Here is an 18,360-nt window from a genome sequence, read left to right on the forward strand (position 1 = left end):
CAGATATAACGGCACCCCGACCCAGCGCGGTGCGGTCGGCCACAGCAGTTTCAACGCGACACCGGCGAGCGCGCCCGCACCCACCGGGGACCCGACCGCAGGGCCATCTGCCTGAGTCTCCCACTGGGGCCAGCCGGCCAACCCGATGGCAGAGCCGGGGTCCACGGTGCCGGACTATAGGAGGAGACTTCAGGGATGGACCGAAAACCCATCCCCACGAGTCTGTTCAGCCACCTCGACGAAACCACCGCCACCTCCGCCGCCGACGAGAGCGCGGCATCCCCTCCGGTATTCAGCAGCGCGGGCCCGGGATCGGCCGCAGCCGACGACACGGGCACTACCGGCGGCGACCAATGAACCCGGTCGGTCAATGAACCTGAGAACCACGGCCGTCGACCTCGGGTACGCGGCAGGCTGGCGACTCGTACGGGCCCTGCCCCAGCGGTGGGCGACCGGCCTGTTCGACCGTGCCGCCGATCGCGCGGCCCGCAACGGCGGACCTGATCAGTTACGGCGCAATCTCGCTCGCGTCATCGGCACCACGCCGGAGCAGGTGCCCGACGATCTCATTCGCGCGAGCCTGCGCTCCTACTCTCGCTATTGGTGCGAAGCCTTCCGGCTGCCGTCGATGGATCCCATCCAGGTGGCCGACATCATCGAGTCCTCGGCCACCGGGCTCGAGCACGTCCGTGCGGCGATCGATAGCGGAACCGGCGCGGTGCTGGCGCTACCGCACAGCGGCAACTGGGATCTGGCCGGCGTGTGGGTGGTAGAGCGGGTGGGCACACCGACCGTCGTCGCCGAGCGGCTGAAGCCGGAATCCCTGTTCCGGCGTTTCGTCCGCTTCCGTGAGCACCTCGGTTTCGAGATCATCCCGCTCACCGGCGGCGCGACACCGCCCTTCGAGCAACTGACCGAGCGGATTCGGCAAGGCCGGGTGGTCTGCCTGCTCGGCGAACGCGATCTGTCCGGCACGGGCGTGCCTGTCACCTTCTTCGGCGAACCGGCCCAGATGCCTGCCGGCCCGGCCCGCCTTGCCATAGATACCGGTGCGCCGCTGCTGCCGGTGCACTGCTGGTTCACCTCGGACGGTTGGGGGTTCAGCGTCGGCACGCCGATCGACACATCCGGCGGAGTGCGGGAGTCCACCCAGGCCCTGGCCGACTCGTTCGCCGCGGGGATCTCGGCTCACCCAGCGGACTGGCACATGCTGCAACCGCTGTGGACTGCCGACCATCGTGCGCGGGAGCAGGCGCGACGCGAGCAATCACGCTGATCCATCGGTCCATGAGGTCGGCGCAGCCAAGCCGATTGTGAACGCCGAGCCGAGCCCCTGTGGCGCAGCCGGACCCGTCCGTCAGCGACTCAGCGACTCGCGGAGCGCATCCGCTGTGGTGACCGGCAGGTCACAGACGGTGCCGCGGCAGACATACGCCGCAGCCGCGCCCCCCATTGTGGGCCGGTCGGCGAGCAAGGGAGCCGAATCGGGTTCGGCGGCAAGGGTGATCGCGCCGCCGGGTGCGACGGCTCGGGCTACTGCCAGCAGATCGGCGGCGGCGGCCGAGTCGGGAGTGGCGATGGCGATCTGGATCGGCCCCTGCACGGCGGCTTCGGCGACGGTCAGCCATTGGCCGGCCGAGCGCGGAGCCTTCGCGAGCACAACGGTGCCCCGGTTGAGGGTGCGGTCGGCGAGGTCGCGGTAGCGGATGGCGCGGTCGGGTGCGCTGGTCGCGGCCGCGGTGAGCAGGGCTTCGGCAAGGGACGATGCTCCTGCCGGGGTGGCGCCGTCGATCGGGTCGCGCGGGCGGGCGACGAGGGTTTCGGCATCGTCGGCGGTGTCGAACCAGCTACCGGGGGCGTCGGGATCGGCGAAATGGGCGATGGCCGCGTCCAGCAGCCGCTGCGCGTGTTCGAGCCATGTGACGTCGCCGGTGGTCTGGTGCAGGGCGAGCAGGCCGGTCGCCAGCCAGGCGTAATCCTCTAGTACACCGGGAGCGGTGCCGGCCCGACCGCCGAGCGATGCCCGCAGGACGCGATCCCCGACGACGTGTTCGGCCAGCAGGAACCTGGCGCATCGCACGGCGGCGTCCAACCAGTCGTCGCGGGATTGTGCGGTGGCGGCCTCCGCGAGCGCGGTGATCGCCATGCCGTTCCAGGCGGTGACCACCTTGTCGTCGCGATCGGGCTGCGGCCGCCGGTCACGCTCGGTGCGCAACGCCGAACGAACCCGCTCGAATCGCGCCTTGTCGTCGGGGTCGGTGTAGCGGGTCGGTATCGAGGCGCCCTGTTCGAAGTTGCCTGCGGTAGTGACGCCGAGGACCTCGGCGGCCCACGCGCCGTCGATGGGTCCGAGCGCGGCGACGAGTTCGGCGGGCGTCCAGACGTAGGTCGCGCCCTCGATACCGGGCTGACCCGGTTCGAGGTGGGTGTCGGCGTCGAGGGCGGAGGCGAACCCGCCGTGCTCGGTGCCGAGGTCGTCGCACAGGAATTCCACGATCTCACCGGTGATCCGCTGCGGCAGGTCATCGTCGGGTACGCGGCGGGCGAGGTGGGCGTACGCACGCAGCAGCTGGGCGTTGTCGTAGAGCATCTTCTCGAAGTGCGGCACCACCCAGGCGGCGTCGACCGAGTACCGCGCGAACCCGCCGCGGATCTGGTCGTAGATGCCGCCGCGTGCCATCGCGGCTCCGGTCCGCAGCACCACGTCCAGGATCTTGGCGTCGCCGGTGCGTTCCCAGCTGCGCAGCAAACCCTCCATCAACGCCGACGGCGGGAACTTCGGCGCCCCACCGAACCCACCGTGCTGTGCATCCACATCCCGCAGCACCGCCGCGACCGCATGGTCGAGTAGTTCGGCGGTGACGGCCAGCTCGCTTTCCGGCAATCCACCTGCCTGCCCACGCAGTGCGTCCGCCACCTGCGCCGACGCCAGATTCACCTCGTCCCGGCGATTGCGCCAGGTGTCGGCGACCGCCTCCAGCAACTGCTGAAACGACGGCATCCCACCGCGCGGCACCTTCGGGTAATAGGTGCCGCAATAGAACGGCTCGCCCGCAGGTGTGAGAAAACACGTCATCGGCCAGCCACCCTGGCCGGTCATCGCGACGGTGGCATTCATGTAGACCGCATCCAGGTCCGGTCGCTCCTCACGATCGACCTTGATGCAGACATAGTTGTCGTTCATCACCGCGGCCGTGGCCTCGTCTTCGAACGACTCGTGCGCCATCACATGACACCAGTGGCAGGAGGCGTACCCGATCGACAGCAGGATCGGGACGTCCCGCAAGGCGGCCTCGGCCAACGCATCGGCATCCCATTCCCGCCAATGGACCGGGTTGTCAGCGTGCTGACGCAGATACGGCGAGGTCGCAGTGGCCAATCGGTTCACACTGCCAGCCTCCCACACCCGGGGAGCCCAGAACACGGTCCACACCACACCGCGCCGCCGATTCCCGCTGGGCTGTTCGGTCTGCCGCCGTGAGTTGGCGTGTAACTCGTCGGTTCGGCAGGCCGACAGGAAAGGGAACGACCAGTCTCCCGTGCCGATCGTCGGCTCAGTCGCCGATGGGAAGGTGCGCGGCGGCGGATCGACTGGAAAACTGGATGCGTCATCGTCCGTCGCCGCACCTGCTGCGATCGGATTGTGGTTACCGGTCAGCACACCGGCCTCACCCCGACAGGCGGTCATGACGAGCAGGAGAGCGCGATGAGTCAGCAGTCGCGGATAGATCTTGCCGAAATGCGGGCGATGGTCACCAGTTTGGAGCGGGTGGTCGTCGACGCGAACCGGGCGATCGCGGATCTGAAGGCTGCCATCGCTGCGGCGGAAGAGCAGTCCGACGGCTTCGCGGATTCCTGGCGCGGCCCGACTCCGGACCTGGTCGCCGATATCGACACCGCTGCCCAGGTGCCGGCGCGGCATTCTGCGGTCGCACGTAAGCCGGGGCCGACGCCGTGGTCTCGCCGAAGGCCGCAGGCATCGGCGGCATATCGTCCTCTCCCACCCACGGCACGGGACCATCGCACGCCGGCATTACCGTCGTCGGCACCGACCACACATCGCTCCGCCCCACCGAACCCACAGGACAACCGCGCGGCAGCGCCAGGGCCAGCACCAACGCCAGCACCACCAGCACCAGCACCAGCACCAGCACCAGCACCAGCGTCGGCGTCGGCGTCGGCGTCGGCGGTGGCACCAACGGCAGCACCAGCACCAGCACCAGCGGCAGCGCCCGGTGCATCGGCATCGTCGGTGCCACCGGCATCGCTCGGTGTGCCGGTATCGCCCGGTGCACCGGCATCGCCAGCGCCGTCGGCACCGCCGTCAGCACCGCCAGCGGCACCAGCACCAGCACTACCGACGCGGGACGTCGTGTCCTTGTCGACGTTCGCGGAGATCGAACGCGCAGGTATCGGCACTGACCAACAACAACCGCACCAGCAGCGCAACCGACCGGAGCCCACGATGCCGAACCCGGGGCCGGCCCGCGAACGACCTGAATCGATGCCCGAGCTGCCGCTGCCGTCTACCCGCCGATCCACCATGCTCCCCGCTGCTCACGACCGCACCATCCCGGCGGTGACCGAAGCGGCGATGGCTCGCCCCCAACCCGGCTCAGCGGCAGCCGTATTGATGTGTCCGTCTCACGACAGCGCGCCGCGAAGAACGATCCGGCCACAGCCCGTCGCAGTGACGGATATCCCGGACTCACAGAAGAGCCTCCGACAGCCCGCGGAAGCCGTGTACGACCCAACGGTCGCCTCGCACGAACCCGTGACGATCCTGCACGAACCCGCGGCCGTCCTTCGTGAACCTACGGTGATTCGAGAACCTACGGCAATCCAACTCGGGTCCACCGCAGCCCAACGCGAAGCGGCCATCGCCGGCCTGCCCGCCGCGGCTATTCGCGATCTGGAAGCCTTTCCCGAGCCCACAGCCGCCCCACGCGTTCCAGAGCCCGCTGAAATACAACGAACGCCGAGTGGATCGCTCGAAGCCCTCCGCGAACCCCTCACGCCCCCAACCGAACCCACGGCAGCCCCTCCCCAGCCGGCAGCAGCCGCTCGCGAACCCGCGTTACCGTACGAGCCCACACAGCCGCAGCCGAGTGCAACCCACGCGGTCCTCCGCGCACAACAACCCACCCCACCCGGTTCCGAGGCATACGGCATCGCCGGGCAGATGGCGGCGCGGCACGGGCTGGAGATCATCGGGTTCGACGCGGCGGGCATCGACCCGCACACCGTGCGAGAAATCGCCGCCGCCGTCGACGACATGCTGGAGAGATATCCGATTGCCTTGTATGGCATCGAGGTCACCGATCCGAGCGGTAACGTGCCGCCACGCACCGTGCGGAGCACATCCCCCTCGATGCCCGGAGCCGCGACGGTCTGGCTGGTTCTGGACGGGTCCGCGCTCGCTACGTCGAACCATCCGCCCGGTACCGCGTCGACCCGAAAGTGGCTGCGCAAACGACGAAGCGCCGATCGGCCGGTGTACACAGCGGTCGTGCGCGAATACGGCGCGGCGCTGGATGCCGCGGGCAGCTTCCGTGCCCGCCAGGAAGCGCAGCGACTGTTGATCACCGAATCGCTGCGCGGTAGCAAGGATCTCGCCTTCAGCCCGCTGAACCCGGCACTCGCCTTGGTCGATGCGTTCACCGCTGTCGCGTTGCACGGCGAGCACGCAGGAAAGCCGGCCGAGGCGCTACACGACATCCTGGTCAAGATGTCCCGACCCGAGTCGACGGACGTCCCGGCCTGAACGCACGCGTTCCCGCCGATGGGCGGCACGGCTATCCCCTCACTTCTTCGCGAGTTGTTCGCGCCGGATCCACTGGAGCATGGTCGGATTGCGCACGGTGGTGATGACACCCACCACGCGACGCAGGTAGCGGTCGCCGTCGGCCAGGAACAGCAGGCTCGCGGCCAGGTCGGTGCGTGCGGTGAACCTGCCGTCGGCGTGGCCGTCGACGACGGTGTAGCTGGTGACCGAGGGCAGGTGGTACAGACCGCTCGGTCGCACGATTGTCCAGTCCAGGTCGGTGGCGCGAATCAGCGCTTCCATCCGCCGCATGTCGTCGTACAGGGTTTTGCCAAGCACCCGCGTGACGAAGGGGAGAAAGACCCGGTTGAACAACAACCCGCCGTCGGAGTAGGCGTGCGGCTCGACGCCACTCGAGCTGACCACAACGAGCCTACGCACCCCATGCCGCTGCATCGCGGCCACGATATTGGCCGCACCACGTGAATAGGTGGTGATCGGCCCCTTCCCCGCGGGCACCCCGAGCGTCGACAACACGGCGTCTCGTCCCTTCACAGCCGCCTCGACGGCGGCGCCGTCGAGCACGTCGGCCCCGAGTACCTCGAGCCGGTCGTGGTGTAGCGGAAAGCTATCCGGCTGCCGGGTGACCGCGGTGACCTGGTGTCCGGCGGCGAGTGCTCGGCCGGCCAGCAGCCGGCCGGTGGGACCGTTGGCTCCGAAGATGGTGATGCGCATTCCCGACAAACCTTTCGCTGCGTTATGTGCCGAACACAAGACGCCGGCAACCGCGTCGATGTGACAGCATTCCGAGCGATATTCATGCCGCGACGATCGTCATCACCAGCGACGCGGTGGCCAGCACGAGGTAGAACCCCGGATACACCAGATCGGCGTAGCCGCGAGCGCGGGTGAGCGTGGCAACGGCGCCGACGAAATACAGCACCAGACCGGCTGCGGCGGCGATGCCGAGCGCGGGGATGGCGAGCCCCGCGAGCAGCCCGAGCGCGCCCGCGAGTTTCACCAGGCCCAGCGGGACGATCCAGGACTGCGGCACTCCGTACTTGGTCATGTTCTCCAACGTCCAACGGTTTCGAGCAACATCGCTGGCGCCGGCAACGACATTGGCGAGAACGGTCATGCTCAGGATGGCGACCAAGGCGATGGACATCGGTTCCTCCGGCTGAAGCAGGTGCGGTTGCTGGTTGGACGAGGACCGACCTGCGTATGTGACGGGCACCCGCAGTCGCCGTCGTCACGTCAACCGCTGGTGTCCGATGTCGTGGACACCTCGTGGTCCGGCAGTGACCGACGTCCGGGGTCACCGATCCTGGATCAACCCGAGAACGTTGCCGTCGGTATCGGTCACTGTCGCGACCACCCGTCCCCCGCCGACCTCACGCGCCGGTTCCTTCACTGTCGCCCCCGCCGCGGTGATCTCGGCCAGTTTGGCCTCGATATCCGGCACGTGCCAGTACGCCACCGGTGTGGTCATATTCTGCGGTCCGCCGTCGGGGACCAGCCCGATGTGCTGGCCCTCGGCGTCGAAGCCGACGTAGTACGGCGAGTCGGTCTGCGGCTCCACGCCGAGCAGGGCCGCGTACACCTGCTTGGCCGCGGCCAGGTCGGATACCGGATGCAGGACGGTCTTGATTCCCTTGGTGGTCGAGCTGGTCATGATCACTCCTGAAGGTGAGGTGTGCTACCGATGCGGAAGTCAGGCCGAAGGGCTCAGGTCGGGGGCCGGCTCCCACACGAACCCGTCCGGGTCGGTGCACGGCTCGATATCCGCACCGAAGGCGATCCGATGTGATCCGGCACCATCCGCGGGAACGCCCGCGTCCTTGGCGGCGGCCTTGCGCCCGTAGAGCGCCAGCTTCACCGACGACGCCGGTGCGTCGAACTCCACGTACTTGCTGCCGAAGCTCTTCGACACGGTCAGCCCGTGGTCGACGTAGAACTGCTTGGTCGCCTTGACGTTGTCGACCCCGAGCAGCACAACGAATTCGTCGATCTCCCGGGTGGCAGGGCCGGTGTCCTTCTTCGCGGAGGTCGCGATCTTCCAAATCGAGCCGTCCGGTGCCTGGATGACGCCGCCGTAGCCCCAGAAGCTCTTCTTGGCCGCCTTCAGCGTGGTCGCGCCCGCTTCGACGGCGCTACCGATGAGGCTGTCGACGGTGCTCGGCTGCGACACCACCAGCGACAGCAGGTAGCCGCGGAACCCGCTCGTCGGCGCCTGCGCGGTGCGCACCCGCAGTGTGTCACCGAGGCCGAACGCGGCGTCGTAGAAGGCCTGGCCCGCCGCGGCGTCGGCGGCCTCGAGGATGACGGACTCGATGGAAGGTGTGCTGGTCATGATCGCTCCTGAAAGTCGGGGGTCGTATCGACCCGGTGTGCCTGTCCGCTGGGACGAACCGGCTGTGTTCTCAGCTTCTCCTCCGGCGGGTACGCAGCACATCCGTGGCGACCACGGAACCGACCACTGATCGCGGGCACGGAGCTCGTACGTGCCGATCGGGGACAGACCGCGAAGTATGATCACGCCACCAACGAGCAGGACGGAACACATGGTGACGACGGCGGAGATCTCGGCACGGGAAGCCGAGGTGTTGTCGCTGGTGGGGCAGCACCTGAGCAATGCCGAGATCGGCGCACAGCTGTTCATCTCGGTACGAACCGTCGAGAGCCATGTCTCCTCATTGCTGCGCAAACTGGGGGTTCCGGACCGGCGGGCGCTGGCCCAGCGGGCATCCGGGCCGTCGACCAGCGACCGCGCACACCCCGCACCGGCCCTGCCGACCCCGCTGACCTCGTTCATCGGCCGTGAGCGCGAACGCGCCGAGCTGACCGCGATGATCACCGAGCATCGGCAGGTGACCGCGGTAGGCCCCGGCGGAGTGGGCAAGACCCGGCTCGCGCTGGCGGTTGCGGCGCAGGTGGCGGGCGCATATCCCGACGGGGTGTGGCTGGTCGATCTGGTGCCGATCACCAACCCGGACATCTGTGTGGTCGCGGGGACGGTCGCGCTCGCGCTCGGCCTGGGCGAGCAGCCGGGCCGCGGCATGGACGAATCCGTGCTCGCCGCCCTCGCCGACCGGGATACCCTGCTCATCCTCGACAACTGCGAGCATGTGCTCGATGGGGTGGCGCCGTTCATCGAACGCCTCCTCGCGGCGTGTCCCGGGGTGACGGTGCTGGCGACGAGCCGGGCCCGGTTGATGGTGCCGTTCGAGCGGGTGTACGCGGTCGCGCCGATGTCGTTGGCAGGCGCGGGTAATTCGGATGCGGTCGCATTGTTCATGGATCGCGCGGCGGCCAGCGGCTGGCCACCGAATCATGCACTGCGCGATCAGGTTGCCGAGTTCTGCGAGCGACTCGATGGTGTCGCGCTCGCGATCGAACTCGCCGCAGCCCGCTGGACCACACTCGGTCTCGATGGCCTCGAAGCCGGTCTGTCCGACCAGCTCCGGATGCTGTCCGGCGGCTCACGCGCCGAGGACCGGCACCGCTCGGTGCGCGCGGCGCTGGACTGGAGCCACGATCTGCTCGACCCGGACGATCGGGTTCTGCTGCGCCGGATTTCGGTGTTCATGAAATCGTTCACTGTCCAGGCAGCGGCGGACGTGACCGCTTCGGACATTGGCGCTGTCGCTGACGGATTGGCCCGGCTCGCCGAGCAGAGCCTGCTGGTGGTTTCGGCGACCGCGCACGGCACCGAATACCGGGCTCTGGAAACCATCCGCCAGTACGGTATGGAGCGTCTCGTCCAGGCCGAGGAGCTGGATGACGCCAGGTCCAGGCATCTTCGCTGGTGTGTGGCCGAAGCCGCCGCCCTGGAGGTGGTGCATTCGGACTGGCGGGCCCGGTTCGATGCCGTAGCCGACGACTTCCGCGCCGCGATGGCATGGGCGGCCGAGCGCCCCGAACAGCGCACCCACGCCTACGATCTGGCCCGCCACCTCGCCCAACTGTGCTTCACCCGCAACCTGGTCGGCGAATCGCAGATGCGCTTCGAGCAGGCCGCGGCGCTCACCGACGACCCGGCCGCCGCGGCCTCGATGCTGCGGCATGCCGCGGGCGCGGCCGGATGCCAGTTGCGGGGCGAGGACATGGACCGCCTGCACCGCGAGGCCGCGCAGGCCGCCCTCCGGTCCGGTGACACCGCGGGCGCCGCCCGCGATCTGGCGACCGCCGCCGCCAACACCTACCGGTTCGCGAGCAAGTTCGTCAGCCCCCTGCCGCCGGCGGAAGCGAGTGCCCTCATCACCGAGGCGCGGCGGTTGGCCGGTGAGGACCCGAATGCGTTGGCCGCGGTGGCGCTGGCCGAGGCAGGGCGGGTCCTCACCGAGCATCTCACCGCCGAACATCCGCACGGCGAGGTCGTCCCCGAGACGATCGCCTGCGCCGAATACGCGGTCGAACTCGCGCACCGCACCGGCGATCCGCTCGCCGAGTCCGCCGCCCTCGACACCCTCGCCGGTGCCAAGAGCTGGGCCGGTGACACCTTCGCCGCCGCAGCCACGACACAGCGCCGAATGTCGCTGCTGGACGCCACTGCTGGCACCCCGGCCGCCACCCATGAGCTGATCGAAGCCCTCGGTGAGGCGGCCGAGGCGAGCCTCGGTGCCGGCGACCTGCGCAACGCTCGCCGGTGGGCCCGACAGCTCGCCGGGCATCCATTGCTGGCCGAGGTCGGGCATCGCGCCACGAGCTGGCTACTGGTCACCGACGCCTTGGCAGGCAACGCCAATGAGGCACGCGCGCTCAGTGTCCGGTTCCTCGACTCGTGGCAGCAGGCTGGTAGCCCCGCCAGGTCGATGCTCGGTCCGGCGGTCGCCGGGGTGGCGATGATCCACGATCTTCGTGACGATGACGCCGCCCGCACCGAATGGGATGCGATCGTGCGCCGGGTCGACACCACACCCGTGCGCACCCACGGCTACGGCGCGGTCTTCGACGCGCTCGCCCTACTTCATCACGGGCAGACAGGTCAGGCGCTGCATCGGTTGGCAGCCGACCCCGACGAGGTGTGGCGATGGGTCACCTGGATCTGGCTGCACTGGTTGGTGGCATTGCGCGCCGAGGCCGCGGTGCTGGCGGGTAGTCCCGATGCGGGCGAACGTCTGGCCGAGGCCCGAACCATCGTGGCGGGCAACCCGATTGCCGGTGCCCTCGTCGATCGGGCCGAAGCGCTGCTCGCCGGCGATCCCACGCGGGTGCTGGCCACGGCAGCGGCGTTCGACGCCGTCGGGTGCCACTACCAGGCGGCGCGGAGCAGAGTGCTCGCCGGAGGCGATGATGCGGCCGGCGGCGCTGCCGCGATCGCCCACATGGGCTTGGCTCCCATGGCGCCGGTCGGGTCGTAGGAAACTCACTTGCTCCACTTCCTACAGTGGAACGCGTGATCCGTACCTCCGCCCTCGCCCACATCAGTGACCGTCGCCTGATCCAGACGCGCTCGGTGGGCAAAGAGGTCTTCTACATGGCCGGCGGCAAGATCGACCCTGGTGAGACGCCGGTGGAGGCGTTGCGTCGTGAGGTTCGTGAGGAGCTCGGGGTCGGCGTCACCGATGTCAGCGAGCTCGGCGTCTTCCACGCCGAGGCCTACGGCCACACCCCCGGCACCCGATTGCAGATGACATGCTTCACCGCCGATCTCACCGGCGATCCGACACCAACGAGTGAGATCGCCGAGTTGCGGTACTTCACGGTCAGCGAATACGCCGCCATGCGTCATGTGGCGCCCGGCTCGATGCTGGTGTTCGAGCACCTGCACGAACTGGGTCTCATCGACTGGTGAAATCGGTTGTGACACGCCGTCATCGATCAGATCTCGGACGCACAACAAATTCATGACACCCGAAAAACCCGGTGCGGTAATATTTCTCGCTCGGTAGAATTTGCTGTGCGCCCGGTGCGAGCGTAGCGGCGCCCCCACCCAGAGCCTTTGGTTCACCAGGGTGAAGCGATGCGTCATCACCGAAATCGATCCCGGGCGTCCAACTTCCGGAGCCGCGAAAAAATAAGATGCGGCACTCGAATACAACTCACGATTCGGGACACACCGTTGCGAAGGCACAGGCAGCGAAGGCGGGGCAGCCAAGCATGGAAATCGGTGACTACCGCTGAGATTGTGCGATGTCCGTGAGACCGCCCAGGGCACAATTGTTCGCCCCCGGTTCCCGTTCGAGCAATGGACCAGGAACCCCGCAACCGAAGTCCTCCGGCCGTTCGGGGTCTGGGGCATTCGGGATGATTCCGCCGCTGGCGGCGGGGCACAACGCCACCTGGCCGTTCTGAGCCGTTCAGCAGGACGCGACAAGCATCAGGCCCGGGAACCGCTATGGGTTCCCGGGCCTGATGTGGTCTGTGGATCTCAGCCGGTTTCGGCGCGCCCACCGGAATCGGCGCGACCGTCGCCATCGAGGCCCGAATTCGCCGCCTCCTCCGCGTCCGCACGCAGCGCGACCCCGTGTTCGGTCCCCTCATCGGCTTCCTGATCCGGCTCGGGATGTTCGGGTTCGAACTTCTCCGGCAGGTTCTTCAGGTGCTTGTTCATCGAGCGGACCAGCAGGAACGTGCCGACCAACAGGATCAGCACGATGATGAGTCCGAACGGGGAAGCTTTTCCGAATTCGGGGCCGGTGGGTGTGCCCGGAGTTTGGGCAAGTAGAGCGAGCATCACCGGTGATTATCCTCGATGCCGGTGAACAGGTCGTTCTCGGGTAGGGAGGTACGCACCCGGGTCTTGGCCAATTCGAACTCTTCGGTGGGCCACAGCCGCTGCTGGATCTCCAGCGGAATGGCGAAGAACGCACCGTTGGGGTCGATTTGGGTGGCGTGCGCGCGAAGGGCGTCGTCACGCTGCGGGAAGTACTTCGCGCATTCGACCTGGGTGGTGACCCGCGTCATCACATCGCCGCGTTCGACGGCGTACTTGCGCATCCGGTCCAGCCACTCCCGCATCGGGAACGGTTCGTCGATGCGCTCGTACTCCTCGGCGAACACTTCCAGCCGACGGATGCTGAAGCCGTGGTCGTAATACAGCTTCAACGGCGTCCACGGCTCGCCTGCGTCGGGGAACTTCTCCGGGTCGCCCGCGGCCTCGAACGCGGCCATCGACACCTCATGGCAGCGGATATGGTCCGGATGCGGGTAGCCGCCGGTCTCGTCGTAGGTGGTCATGACGTGCGGCTTGAACTCGCGCACGACCCGCACCAGCGCCTCGGTCGCCTCGTCCAGTGGAACCAGCGCGAAGCAGCCTTCGGGCAGCGGCGGCAGCGGGTCGCCCTCGGGCAGGCCCGAGTCGATGAATCCCAGCCAGGTCTGCTTCACCCCGAGTGCGGTGGCGGCAGCGGCCATCTCCTCGCGGCGGATCTCATCGATGCGGTCGAGTACACCGGGGGTGTCCATTGCCGGGTTCAGGATGCTGCCGCGTTCACCGCCGGTCAGCGTGACGACGAGGACGTCGTTGCCTTCATCGGCATACCGGGCGGTCGTCGCGGCACCCTTGCTCGATTCGTCGTCGGGGTGGGCGTGCACCGCCATGAGGCGAAGGCCACTCACTTCTCGTTCACCATCGCTCTCGCGTCGCGGGTGGGTCGGGGCTTTCGATCCCGTCAGGGCTCCATTACCTATAGTTCCATTTCGACCGAATCTGTTCCGACCTACCCCCCGGGAGCGCACCGGCGTGCGCGAGAGGACACATCATGACCGAGCCGACGCCGGAGGCACCCGACGCCGCGAGCGCCGCTGAGACCGCCGCCCGCAATGCCGACCGCTACGGCACCCGTTCCTCTTCCGGACAGCGCGCCACACGCAGGCTGATCATGGTGCTCCTCGCCGTCGTGGTGCTCGCCGCGGGCGCTGTCATCGCCTATCTGGGCTGGTCGAAGTACGGTCCGGACGACATCCAGGCCGAACAGCTCGGCTACACCGTCATCGACGATTCGACCATCGAGATCCGGATCAAGGTGACTCGCGACGATCCGACCGAGCCGGTGGTCTGTTTCGTGCGCGCGATGTCTCGGGACAACGCCGAAATCGGCCGTCGTGAAGTGCTGATCCAGGGAGCCGAACCGGACGCTGTGAAGGACTACGGCACCATCGAGCTCACCACGCGAGTGCGTTCCTCCGAACGTCCCTCCTCGGGTAGCGTCTACGGCTGCACCGACAGGGTTCCGGAGTACCTGCGCGCGGGCTGAAATACCGTCGCTACGGCGTCGGTTGCCCAGAAAATAAACTCCGACCTGCGCATTTATGAAACATGCTAAAATGGGCGGACGCACGGTTCCGGGGCACGGAGCCGTGTTTGCTGCATTGGCGGCCAGCGCAGTTCCGGATCGGCGAGATTATCCGGGACCACGCCTGTCGAGGTTCGAAGAACTTCCCAGGATCGCTCTAGCCGTCGGCTTGCCTATGCCCGCCTGCGGGCAGGTGCTCGCAGTATCAGGGAATCCCGGCTCGCCGGGAACAACTACTAGGGAGTGATCGAGATGACTGAGACGCAAGTGACCTGGCTGACCCCGGAGTCGCACGACAGGCTCAAGAGCGAACTCGACGCGCTCATTGCCAACCGTCCGGTCATCGCCGCCGAGATCAACGAACGCCGCGAAGAGGGCGACCTCAAGGAGAACGGCGGATACCACGCCGCGCGCGAGGAGCAGGGTCAGCAGGAAGCTCGCATCCGCCAGCTTCAGGAACTGCTGAACAACGCGAAGGTTGGCGTCGCGCCCACCAAGTCCGGCGTCGCTCTGCCGGGCTCGGTGGTCAAGGTCTACTACGACGGCGACGAATCCGATACCGAGACCTTCCTCATCGCCACCCGCGAAGAGGGCCTCGGCGATTCCAAGCTGGAGACCTACTCCCCCAATTCCCCGCTGGGTGCCGCGCTCATCGACGCCAAGGTCGGCGAGACCCGCGAATACACCCTGCCCAACGGCAACACCATGAAGGTGACGCTGATCAGCGCGGAGCCCTACCACAGCTGATCCGGCTCCCGGCCGATATCGCCCGGCCGGGGCCACAGACGCGAACGGCCGCATCCGATGCTTCGGGTGCGGCCGTTTCGTCATATCCGGGATCTCAGCTCAGCGCCTGCTCGAGGTCGGCGAGTAGATCGCTGACGTCTTCGATACCGACCGAGAGCCGCACCAGGTCGGCGGGCACTTCCAGCATCGAGCCTGCCGTGGAGGCGTGGGTCATGGCCGCCGGATGTTCGATCAGCGATTCCACTCCACCCAACGATTCGGCCAGGGTGAAGACCTTGGTCCGGGAGCAGAAGTCGCGGGCCGCATCCGGGCCGCCGTTCAACCGCACCGAGATCATGCCGCCGAACCGGCGCATCTGCTTATCGGCGACCGCGTGCCCGGGGTGATCGTTGAGACCCGGGTAGATGACCTGGGAGATCGCCGGGTGGCGGGTGAGGAATTCGGCGAGGGTCTCGGCGTTGTCGCAGTGCCGGTCCATGCGCAGGGCCAGGGTCTTGGTGCCGCGCAGGGTGAGGAAGGCGTCGAACGGGCCGGGCACCGCGCCCGCACCGTTCTGGAGGAATGCGAACGCGGCGTCCAGTTCGGCGTCGTTGGTGATCAGCGCGCCACCGATGACGTCGGAGTGACCGCCGAGGTATTTGGTGGTCGAGTGCACGACGATGTCGGCGCCGAGCAGCAGCGGCTGCTGGAGGTACGGGGTTGCGAAGGTGTTGTCGACGACCAGCTTGGCGCCCGCCGCATGCGCCACATCGGCGAGCGCGGGGATGTCACCGATGCTGAGCAGCGGGTTGGTCGGCGTCTCGATCCACACCAGCTTGGTGTTCGGGCGGATCGCGGCGCGCATCTCGTCGACGTTGAACACGTGCGCGGGCGAATGCTCGATGCCCCACTGGCTGAAGACCTTGTCGATCAGCCGGAACGTGCCGCCGTAGGCGTCGTCGGGGATGACGATGTGGTCGCCGGGGCGCAGCGTGGCGCGCAGCGCGCAGTCGGTTGCGGCCATACCGGAGGCGAAGGCGCGGCCGTAGCGGCCCGATTCCAGCGCGGCGAGGTTGGCTTCCAGCGCGGTCCTCGTCGGGTTGCCGGTGCGGCCGTATTCGTAGCCGTCCCGCAGGCCGCCGACGCCGTCCTGGGCGAAGGTGGAGCTCGCGTAGATGGGCACGTTCACCGCGCCGGTCTTGGGATCTGGATCGAAACCGGCGTGCACGGCCCTGGTGGAGAATCCCAGCTCACTCATGTGCTTCAGACTAAAGGCAACGAGTTCGCGGCCGACGGGCGGTTCGCCCCTTACCCGTGTCGGGCGTGTCGACGCCCGTTTACGCTGTCCCCATGGTGACCGTCGAAGAACTGTTCGCGATCGATGCGCTGCTGACCGACACCGAACGCGAGATCCGCGATACCGTCGCGTCGTTCGCGGCCGAGCGGCTGCGCCCGCATATCGCCGACTGGTTCGAGGCTGGCACCTTCCCGGCCCGCGATATCGCACCTGAACTGGGCAAACTGGGTCTGCTCGGCATGCATCTGGAGGGCTACGGCTGCGCGGGCATGTCGGCGACCACCTACGGCCTTGCCTGCCAGGAATTGGAGGCCGTCGATTCCGGCGTGCGGTCGATGGTCTCGGTGCAGGGGTCGCTGGCGATGACCGCGATCCACATGTTCGGCTCCGAGGAGCAAAAGCAGCAGTGGCTGCCGGAGATGGCGGCCGGCCGCGCGCTCGGCTGTTTCGGACTGACCGAACCCGATTTCGGCTCCAACCCCGGCGGCATGCGCACCCGGGCCCGTCGCGACGGCGACGACTGGATCCTCAACGGCTCGAAGATGTGGATCACCAATGGCTCGGTCGCCGATGTCGCGGTGGTGTGGGCGCAGGTCGACCTCGACGGCAAGCAGGTCGTGCACGGCTTCCTGGTCCCGGCCGGTACGCCCGGTTTCCACGCGCGCGAAATGCATCGCAAACTCTCGTTGCGCGCCTCGATCACCGCCGAACTCGATGTCGACGAGGTCCGCCTGCCCGGCGATGCTCTGCTGCCCGGCGCGCGCGGGCTGTCGGCGCCGCTGGCCTGCCTGAGCGAAGCTCGCTTCGGCATCATCTTCGGTGCGCTCGGCGCGGCCCGCGATTGCCTCACCGCCACCATCGAATATGCCCGCACCCGCGAGGTTTTCGACAAGCCGCTGGCCGCGTATCAGCTGACGCAGGCCAAGATCGCCGATATGGCGCTCGAATTCGGTAAGGGGCAGCTGCTGGCCCTGCATCTGGGCCGGTTGAAGGATCGCGGCGAGATCGCGCCGGAACAGATCAGTGCGGGCAAGCTCAACAGCACCCGCGAGGCGATCGCGATCGCGCGCGAATGCCGGACGATTCTGGGCGCCAACGGGATCACGTTGGATTATCCGGTGTTGCGCCATGCCAACAACCTCGAATCTGTGCTCACCTATGAGGGGACGGCCGAGGTTCATCAGCTGGTGCTGGGGAATGCGCTGACGGGGGCGAAAGCTTTCCGGTAGGCGGGTAATTCGCCTGGGCGTCGGTTCATCTGATGCGCGGTATGGCGTCGCGACTCGGGATTGTGTTTCGCATCAGGCGTACCGGGCGCCTCACGCCGCGAACACGCCTGTGCTGCGAACATTGTTACCGGTTGTCATCGCGGGGCCATCTGGATGTCACCCATCGGCTTCGACGATCGCGCACGCTATAAGCGCACCCGATGACGGGTCCTTCGCAGGAGGAATCGGCGGGTGCGCCGACACCGAAATGCGGAGGTGCACAATGAACTCGCTCTCATCCGGTCCTGCCGTCCGCGCCACGGTCACCGATTACCACCAGAATTTCCGGGCGCGTGAACGCGGCACCCTCGCCGATCCGGTCGACGCCCGCCCGCTACCCGATCAGCGTGAACTGGTCGCCGCATTCACGGGCCGCACCGAGGAACATCCACTGCTCGACTGGGCCAAAGCGCTGGCGACCCTGCACCGGGAACGCCAGCGCAATCCCCTGGCGACAGCCGGAATCGACTGCCGCAGGCACGAACTCGTCGCCCGCATCGACGGCTGGGTGCGCACCCGCATCCCTGCCCGCTACGCCACCCGGCAACTACGCGCCGCCTCGCTCGGGGCCACCGTCGACCGTATGGCGGCCGCCCACGTCCACGCCAGCCACCTGCTGCACACCGCCGAACGCGTCTCGGATGACCGGGTACATGCAGCGTGGTACCGGTTGGCGCTGCTCGCGGATACGTGGACCGACCTGATCACCAGCGCGCCGACGCATGGGCGGACCAACGGGTGACCCCCGGCTGATGGCGGGTGCGTCGGCAGGCGGGCCGCTGACGACATATCACCCACCATCACCGGACGGCGCGTCGTCGTGCGTGTTTCCCGCCATCGGGGCGTGAAACCTTGCCTGGCGAATTCCGGTTTCGATAAGGTCACAGCCAGCCGAGGGGGCGGAGAATCCGAATCCGGTCCCATGTCGCGTGACCAGGATCGGGAGGAGCCGGTGATGACGCTGCTGCAAGGGCGGTGCCTGCTCGCGGTTGGAGCGGTGATGCTGGTCGTGGCGGGGTGTGGGTCGTCTACGGAGGGGGAGGCGGAGCCGATGGGGTCGGCGGG

Annotated in this window: 18 protein-coding genes and 1 pseudogene; 10 read left to right on the forward strand and 9 right to left on the reverse strand. The window is 67.8% G+C overall.

From position 1 onward, the window contains the following. A pseudogene (locus GV792_RS29975) lies at positions 1-84 on the reverse strand (PAQR family membrane homeostasis protein TrhA); the annotation flags it as partial. A gap of 111 nt (positions 85-195) precedes the next feature. On the opposite strand from GV792_RS29975, the gene GV792_RS28535 reads away from it, so the two are divergent. Together GV792_RS28535 and GV792_RS28540 are read left to right on the forward strand one after the other, a co-directional pair. After that, the gene (locus GV792_RS28535) at positions 196-357 is read left to right on the forward strand and encodes a hypothetical protein (RefSeq protein ID WP_163828099.1); all 162 of its coding nucleotides are present in this window, start codon (positions 196-198) and stop codon (positions 355-357) included. Between the two features lie 13 nt (positions 358-370). After that, positions 371-1,276 (forward strand): phosphatidylinositol mannoside acyltransferase, encoded by a 906-nt coding sequence (locus GV792_RS28540; RefSeq protein ID WP_163828100.1) that lies wholly within the window; start codon positions 371-373, stop codon positions 1,274-1,276. An 81-nt stretch (positions 1,277-1,357) separates the two neighbouring features. On the opposite strand, the gene GV792_RS28545 is transcribed toward GV792_RS28540, so the two are convergent. Then, the gene (locus GV792_RS28545; RefSeq protein WP_256673907.1) at positions 1,358-3,688 is read right to left on the reverse strand and encodes a thioredoxin domain-containing protein; all 2,331 of its coding nucleotides are present in this window, start codon (positions 3,686-3,688) and stop codon (positions 1,358-1,360) included. Positions 3,689-3,954: 266 nt separating this feature from the next. Between GV792_RS28545 and GV792_RS28550 the strand changes: the two genes are divergently transcribed. Beyond that, entirely contained in the window at positions 3,955-4,422 is a 468-nt protein-coding gene (locus GV792_RS28550; protein WP_163828101.1) for a hypothetical protein, read from the forward strand. Between the two features lie 760 nt (positions 4,423-5,182). After that, complete coding sequence (locus GV792_RS28555; protein WP_163828102.1) at positions 5,183-5,764, forward strand: hypothetical protein; 582 nt, start codon at positions 5,183-5,185, stop codon at positions 5,762-5,764. A 39-nt stretch (positions 5,765-5,803) separates the two neighbouring features. On the opposite strand, the gene GV792_RS28560 is transcribed toward GV792_RS28555, so the two are convergent. The 4 genes from GV792_RS28560 to GV792_RS28575 form a co-directional block, all read right to left on the reverse strand. Beyond that, a complete protein-coding gene (locus GV792_RS28560) occupies positions 5,804-6,499 on the reverse strand; it encodes an NAD(P)-dependent oxidoreductase (protein ID WP_163828103.1) in 696 nt (231 codons plus the stop codon). 82 nt (positions 6,500-6,581) lie between these two features. Continuing rightward, positions 6,582-6,932 carry a DoxX family protein gene (locus tag GV792_RS28565; protein ID WP_163828104.1) on the reverse strand — a complete coding sequence of 117 codons (351 nt, stop codon included), beginning with the start codon at positions 6,930-6,932 and terminating at the stop codon, positions 6,582-6,584. A 150-nt stretch (positions 6,933-7,082) separates the two neighbouring features. Next, on the reverse strand, positions 7,083-7,439 hold the full coding sequence (locus GV792_RS28570) for a VOC family protein (protein ID WP_163828105.1): 357 nt from the start codon (positions 7,437-7,439) through the stop codon (positions 7,083-7,085). Positions 7,440-7,478: 39 nt separating this feature from the next. Continuing rightward, the gene (locus tag GV792_RS28575; RefSeq protein ID WP_163828106.1) at positions 7,479-8,117 is read right to left on the reverse strand and encodes a glyoxalase; all 639 of its coding nucleotides are present in this window, start codon (positions 8,115-8,117) and stop codon (positions 7,479-7,481) included. A 211-nt stretch (positions 8,118-8,328) separates the two neighbouring features. Between GV792_RS28575 and GV792_RS28580 the strand changes: the two genes are divergently transcribed. Continuing rightward, complete coding sequence (locus tag GV792_RS28580; RefSeq protein WP_175584917.1) at positions 8,329-11,127, forward strand: LuxR C-terminal-related transcriptional regulator; 2,799 nt, start codon at positions 8,329-8,331, stop codon at positions 11,125-11,127. Positions 11,128-11,162: 35 nt separating this feature from the next. Then, the gene (locus tag GV792_RS28585) at positions 11,163-11,561 is read left to right on the forward strand and encodes an NUDIX hydrolase (RefSeq protein ID WP_178124443.1); all 399 of its coding nucleotides are present in this window, start codon (positions 11,163-11,165) and stop codon (positions 11,559-11,561) included. A 576-nt stretch (positions 11,562-12,137) separates the two neighbouring features. Here GV792_RS28585 and GV792_RS28590 read toward each other — a convergent pair. After that, on the reverse strand, positions 12,138-12,443 hold the full coding sequence (locus GV792_RS28590; RefSeq protein WP_163828115.1) for a hypothetical protein: 306 nt from the start codon (positions 12,441-12,443) through the stop codon (positions 12,138-12,140). Continuing rightward, entirely contained in the window at positions 12,443-13,327 is an 885-nt protein-coding gene (gene mca, locus GV792_RS28595) for a mycothiol conjugate amidase Mca (RefSeq protein ID WP_309138723.1), read from the reverse strand. Before mca ends, GV792_RS28590 begins: the two co-directional genes overlap by 1 nt. Before the next feature lie 143 nt (positions 13,328-13,470). Here mca and GV792_RS28600 point away from each other — a divergent pair, with 143 nt between their 5' ends. Further along, positions 13,471-13,965, forward strand: coding sequence for a DUF4307 domain-containing protein (locus GV792_RS28600; protein ID WP_163828108.1), 495 nt, complete (start codon positions 13,471-13,473; stop codon positions 13,963-13,965). A 291-nt stretch (positions 13,966-14,256) separates the two neighbouring features. After that, positions 14,257-14,751 carry a transcription elongation factor GreA gene (greA, locus tag GV792_RS28605; protein ID WP_163828109.1) on the forward strand — a complete coding sequence of 165 codons (495 nt, stop codon included), beginning with the start codon at positions 14,257-14,259 and terminating at the stop codon, positions 14,749-14,751. Between the two features lie 94 nt (positions 14,752-14,845). On the opposite strand, the gene GV792_RS28610 is transcribed toward greA, so the two are convergent. After that, positions 14,846-15,988: a cystathionine gamma-synthase gene (locus GV792_RS28610; protein WP_163828110.1), complete on the reverse strand. Its 1,143-nt coding sequence runs from the start codon at positions 15,986-15,988 to the stop codon at positions 14,846-14,848. A gap of 92 nt (positions 15,989-16,080) precedes the next feature. On the opposite strand from GV792_RS28610, the gene GV792_RS28615 reads away from it, so the two are divergent. Further along, on the forward strand, positions 16,081-17,256 hold the full coding sequence (locus tag GV792_RS28615) for an acyl-CoA dehydrogenase family protein (protein ID WP_163828111.1): 1,176 nt from the start codon (positions 16,081-16,083) through the stop codon (positions 17,254-17,256). A gap of 262 nt (positions 17,257-17,518) precedes the next feature. Next, entirely contained in the window at positions 17,519-18,037 is a 519-nt protein-coding gene (locus GV792_RS28620; protein ID WP_163828112.1) for a DUF4254 domain-containing protein, read from the forward strand. The last annotated feature ends 323 nt before the right edge of the window (positions 18,038-18,360 follow it).

It is taken from the genome of Nocardia cyriacigeorgica (genome assembly GCF_010868145.1).
In the GTDB taxonomy this organism is placed as follows: domain Bacteria; phylum Actinomycetota; class Actinomycetes; order Mycobacteriales; family Mycobacteriaceae; genus Nocardia; species Nocardia cyriacigeorgica_D.

What these genes read in the sequence shown, in the direction of transcription:
- GV792_RS28555 (WP_163828102.1), top strand. Translation starts at nt 5,183, where the DNA reads ATGGCGGCGCGGCACGGGCTGGAGATCATCGGGTTCGACGCGGCGGGC.
- GV792_RS28570 (WP_163828105.1), bottom strand. Translation starts at nt 7,439, where the DNA reads ATGACCAGCTCGACCACCAAGGGAATCAAGACCGTCCTGCATCCGGTA.
- GV792_RS28600 (WP_163828108.1), top strand. Translation starts at nt 13,471, where the DNA reads ATGACCGAGCCGACGCCGGAGGCACCCGACGCCGCGAGCGCCGCTGAG.
- GV792_RS28615 (WP_163828111.1), top strand. Translation starts at nt 16,081, where the DNA reads ATGGTGACCGTCGAAGAACTGTTCGCGATCGATGCGCTGCTGACCGAC.
- GV792_RS28560 (WP_163828103.1), bottom strand. Translation starts at nt 6,499, where the DNA reads ATGCGCATCACCATCTTCGGAGCCAACGGTCCCACCGGCCGGCTGCTG.
- GV792_RS28545 (WP_256673907.1), bottom strand. Translation starts at nt 3,688, where the DNA reads ATGACCGCCTGTCGGGGTGAGGCCGGTGTGCTGACCGGTAACCACAAT.
- GV792_RS28575 (WP_163828106.1), bottom strand. Translation starts at nt 8,117, where the DNA reads ATGACCAGCACACCTTCCATCGAGTCCGTCATCCTCGAGGCCGCCGAC.
- GV792_RS28590 (WP_163828115.1), bottom strand. Translation starts at nt 12,443, where the DNA reads ATGCTCGCTCTACTTGCCCAAACTCCGGGCACACCCACCGGCCCCGAA.
- GV792_RS28540 (WP_163828100.1), top strand. Translation starts at nt 371, where the DNA reads ATGAACCTGAGAACCACGGCCGTCGACCTCGGGTACGCGGCAGGCTGG.
- GV792_RS28620 (WP_163828112.1), top strand. Translation starts at nt 17,519, where the DNA reads ATGAACTCGCTCTCATCCGGTCCTGCCGTCCGCGCCACGGTCACCGAT.
- GV792_RS28610 (WP_163828110.1), bottom strand. Translation starts at nt 15,988, where the DNA reads ATGAGTGAGCTGGGATTCTCCACCAGGGCCGTGCACGCCGGTTTCGAT.
- GV792_RS28535 (WP_163828099.1), top strand. Translation starts at nt 196, where the DNA reads ATGGACCGAAAACCCATCCCCACGAGTCTGTTCAGCCACCTCGACGAA.
- GV792_RS28565 (WP_163828104.1), bottom strand. Translation starts at nt 6,932, where the DNA reads ATGTCCATCGCCTTGGTCGCCATCCTGAGCATGACCGTTCTCGCCAAT.
- GV792_RS28580 (WP_175584917.1), top strand. Translation starts at nt 8,329, where the DNA reads ATGGTGACGACGGCGGAGATCTCGGCACGGGAAGCCGAGGTGTTGTCG.
- greA (WP_163828109.1), top strand. Translation starts at nt 14,257, where the DNA reads ATGACTGAGACGCAAGTGACCTGGCTGACCCCGGAGTCGCACGACAGG.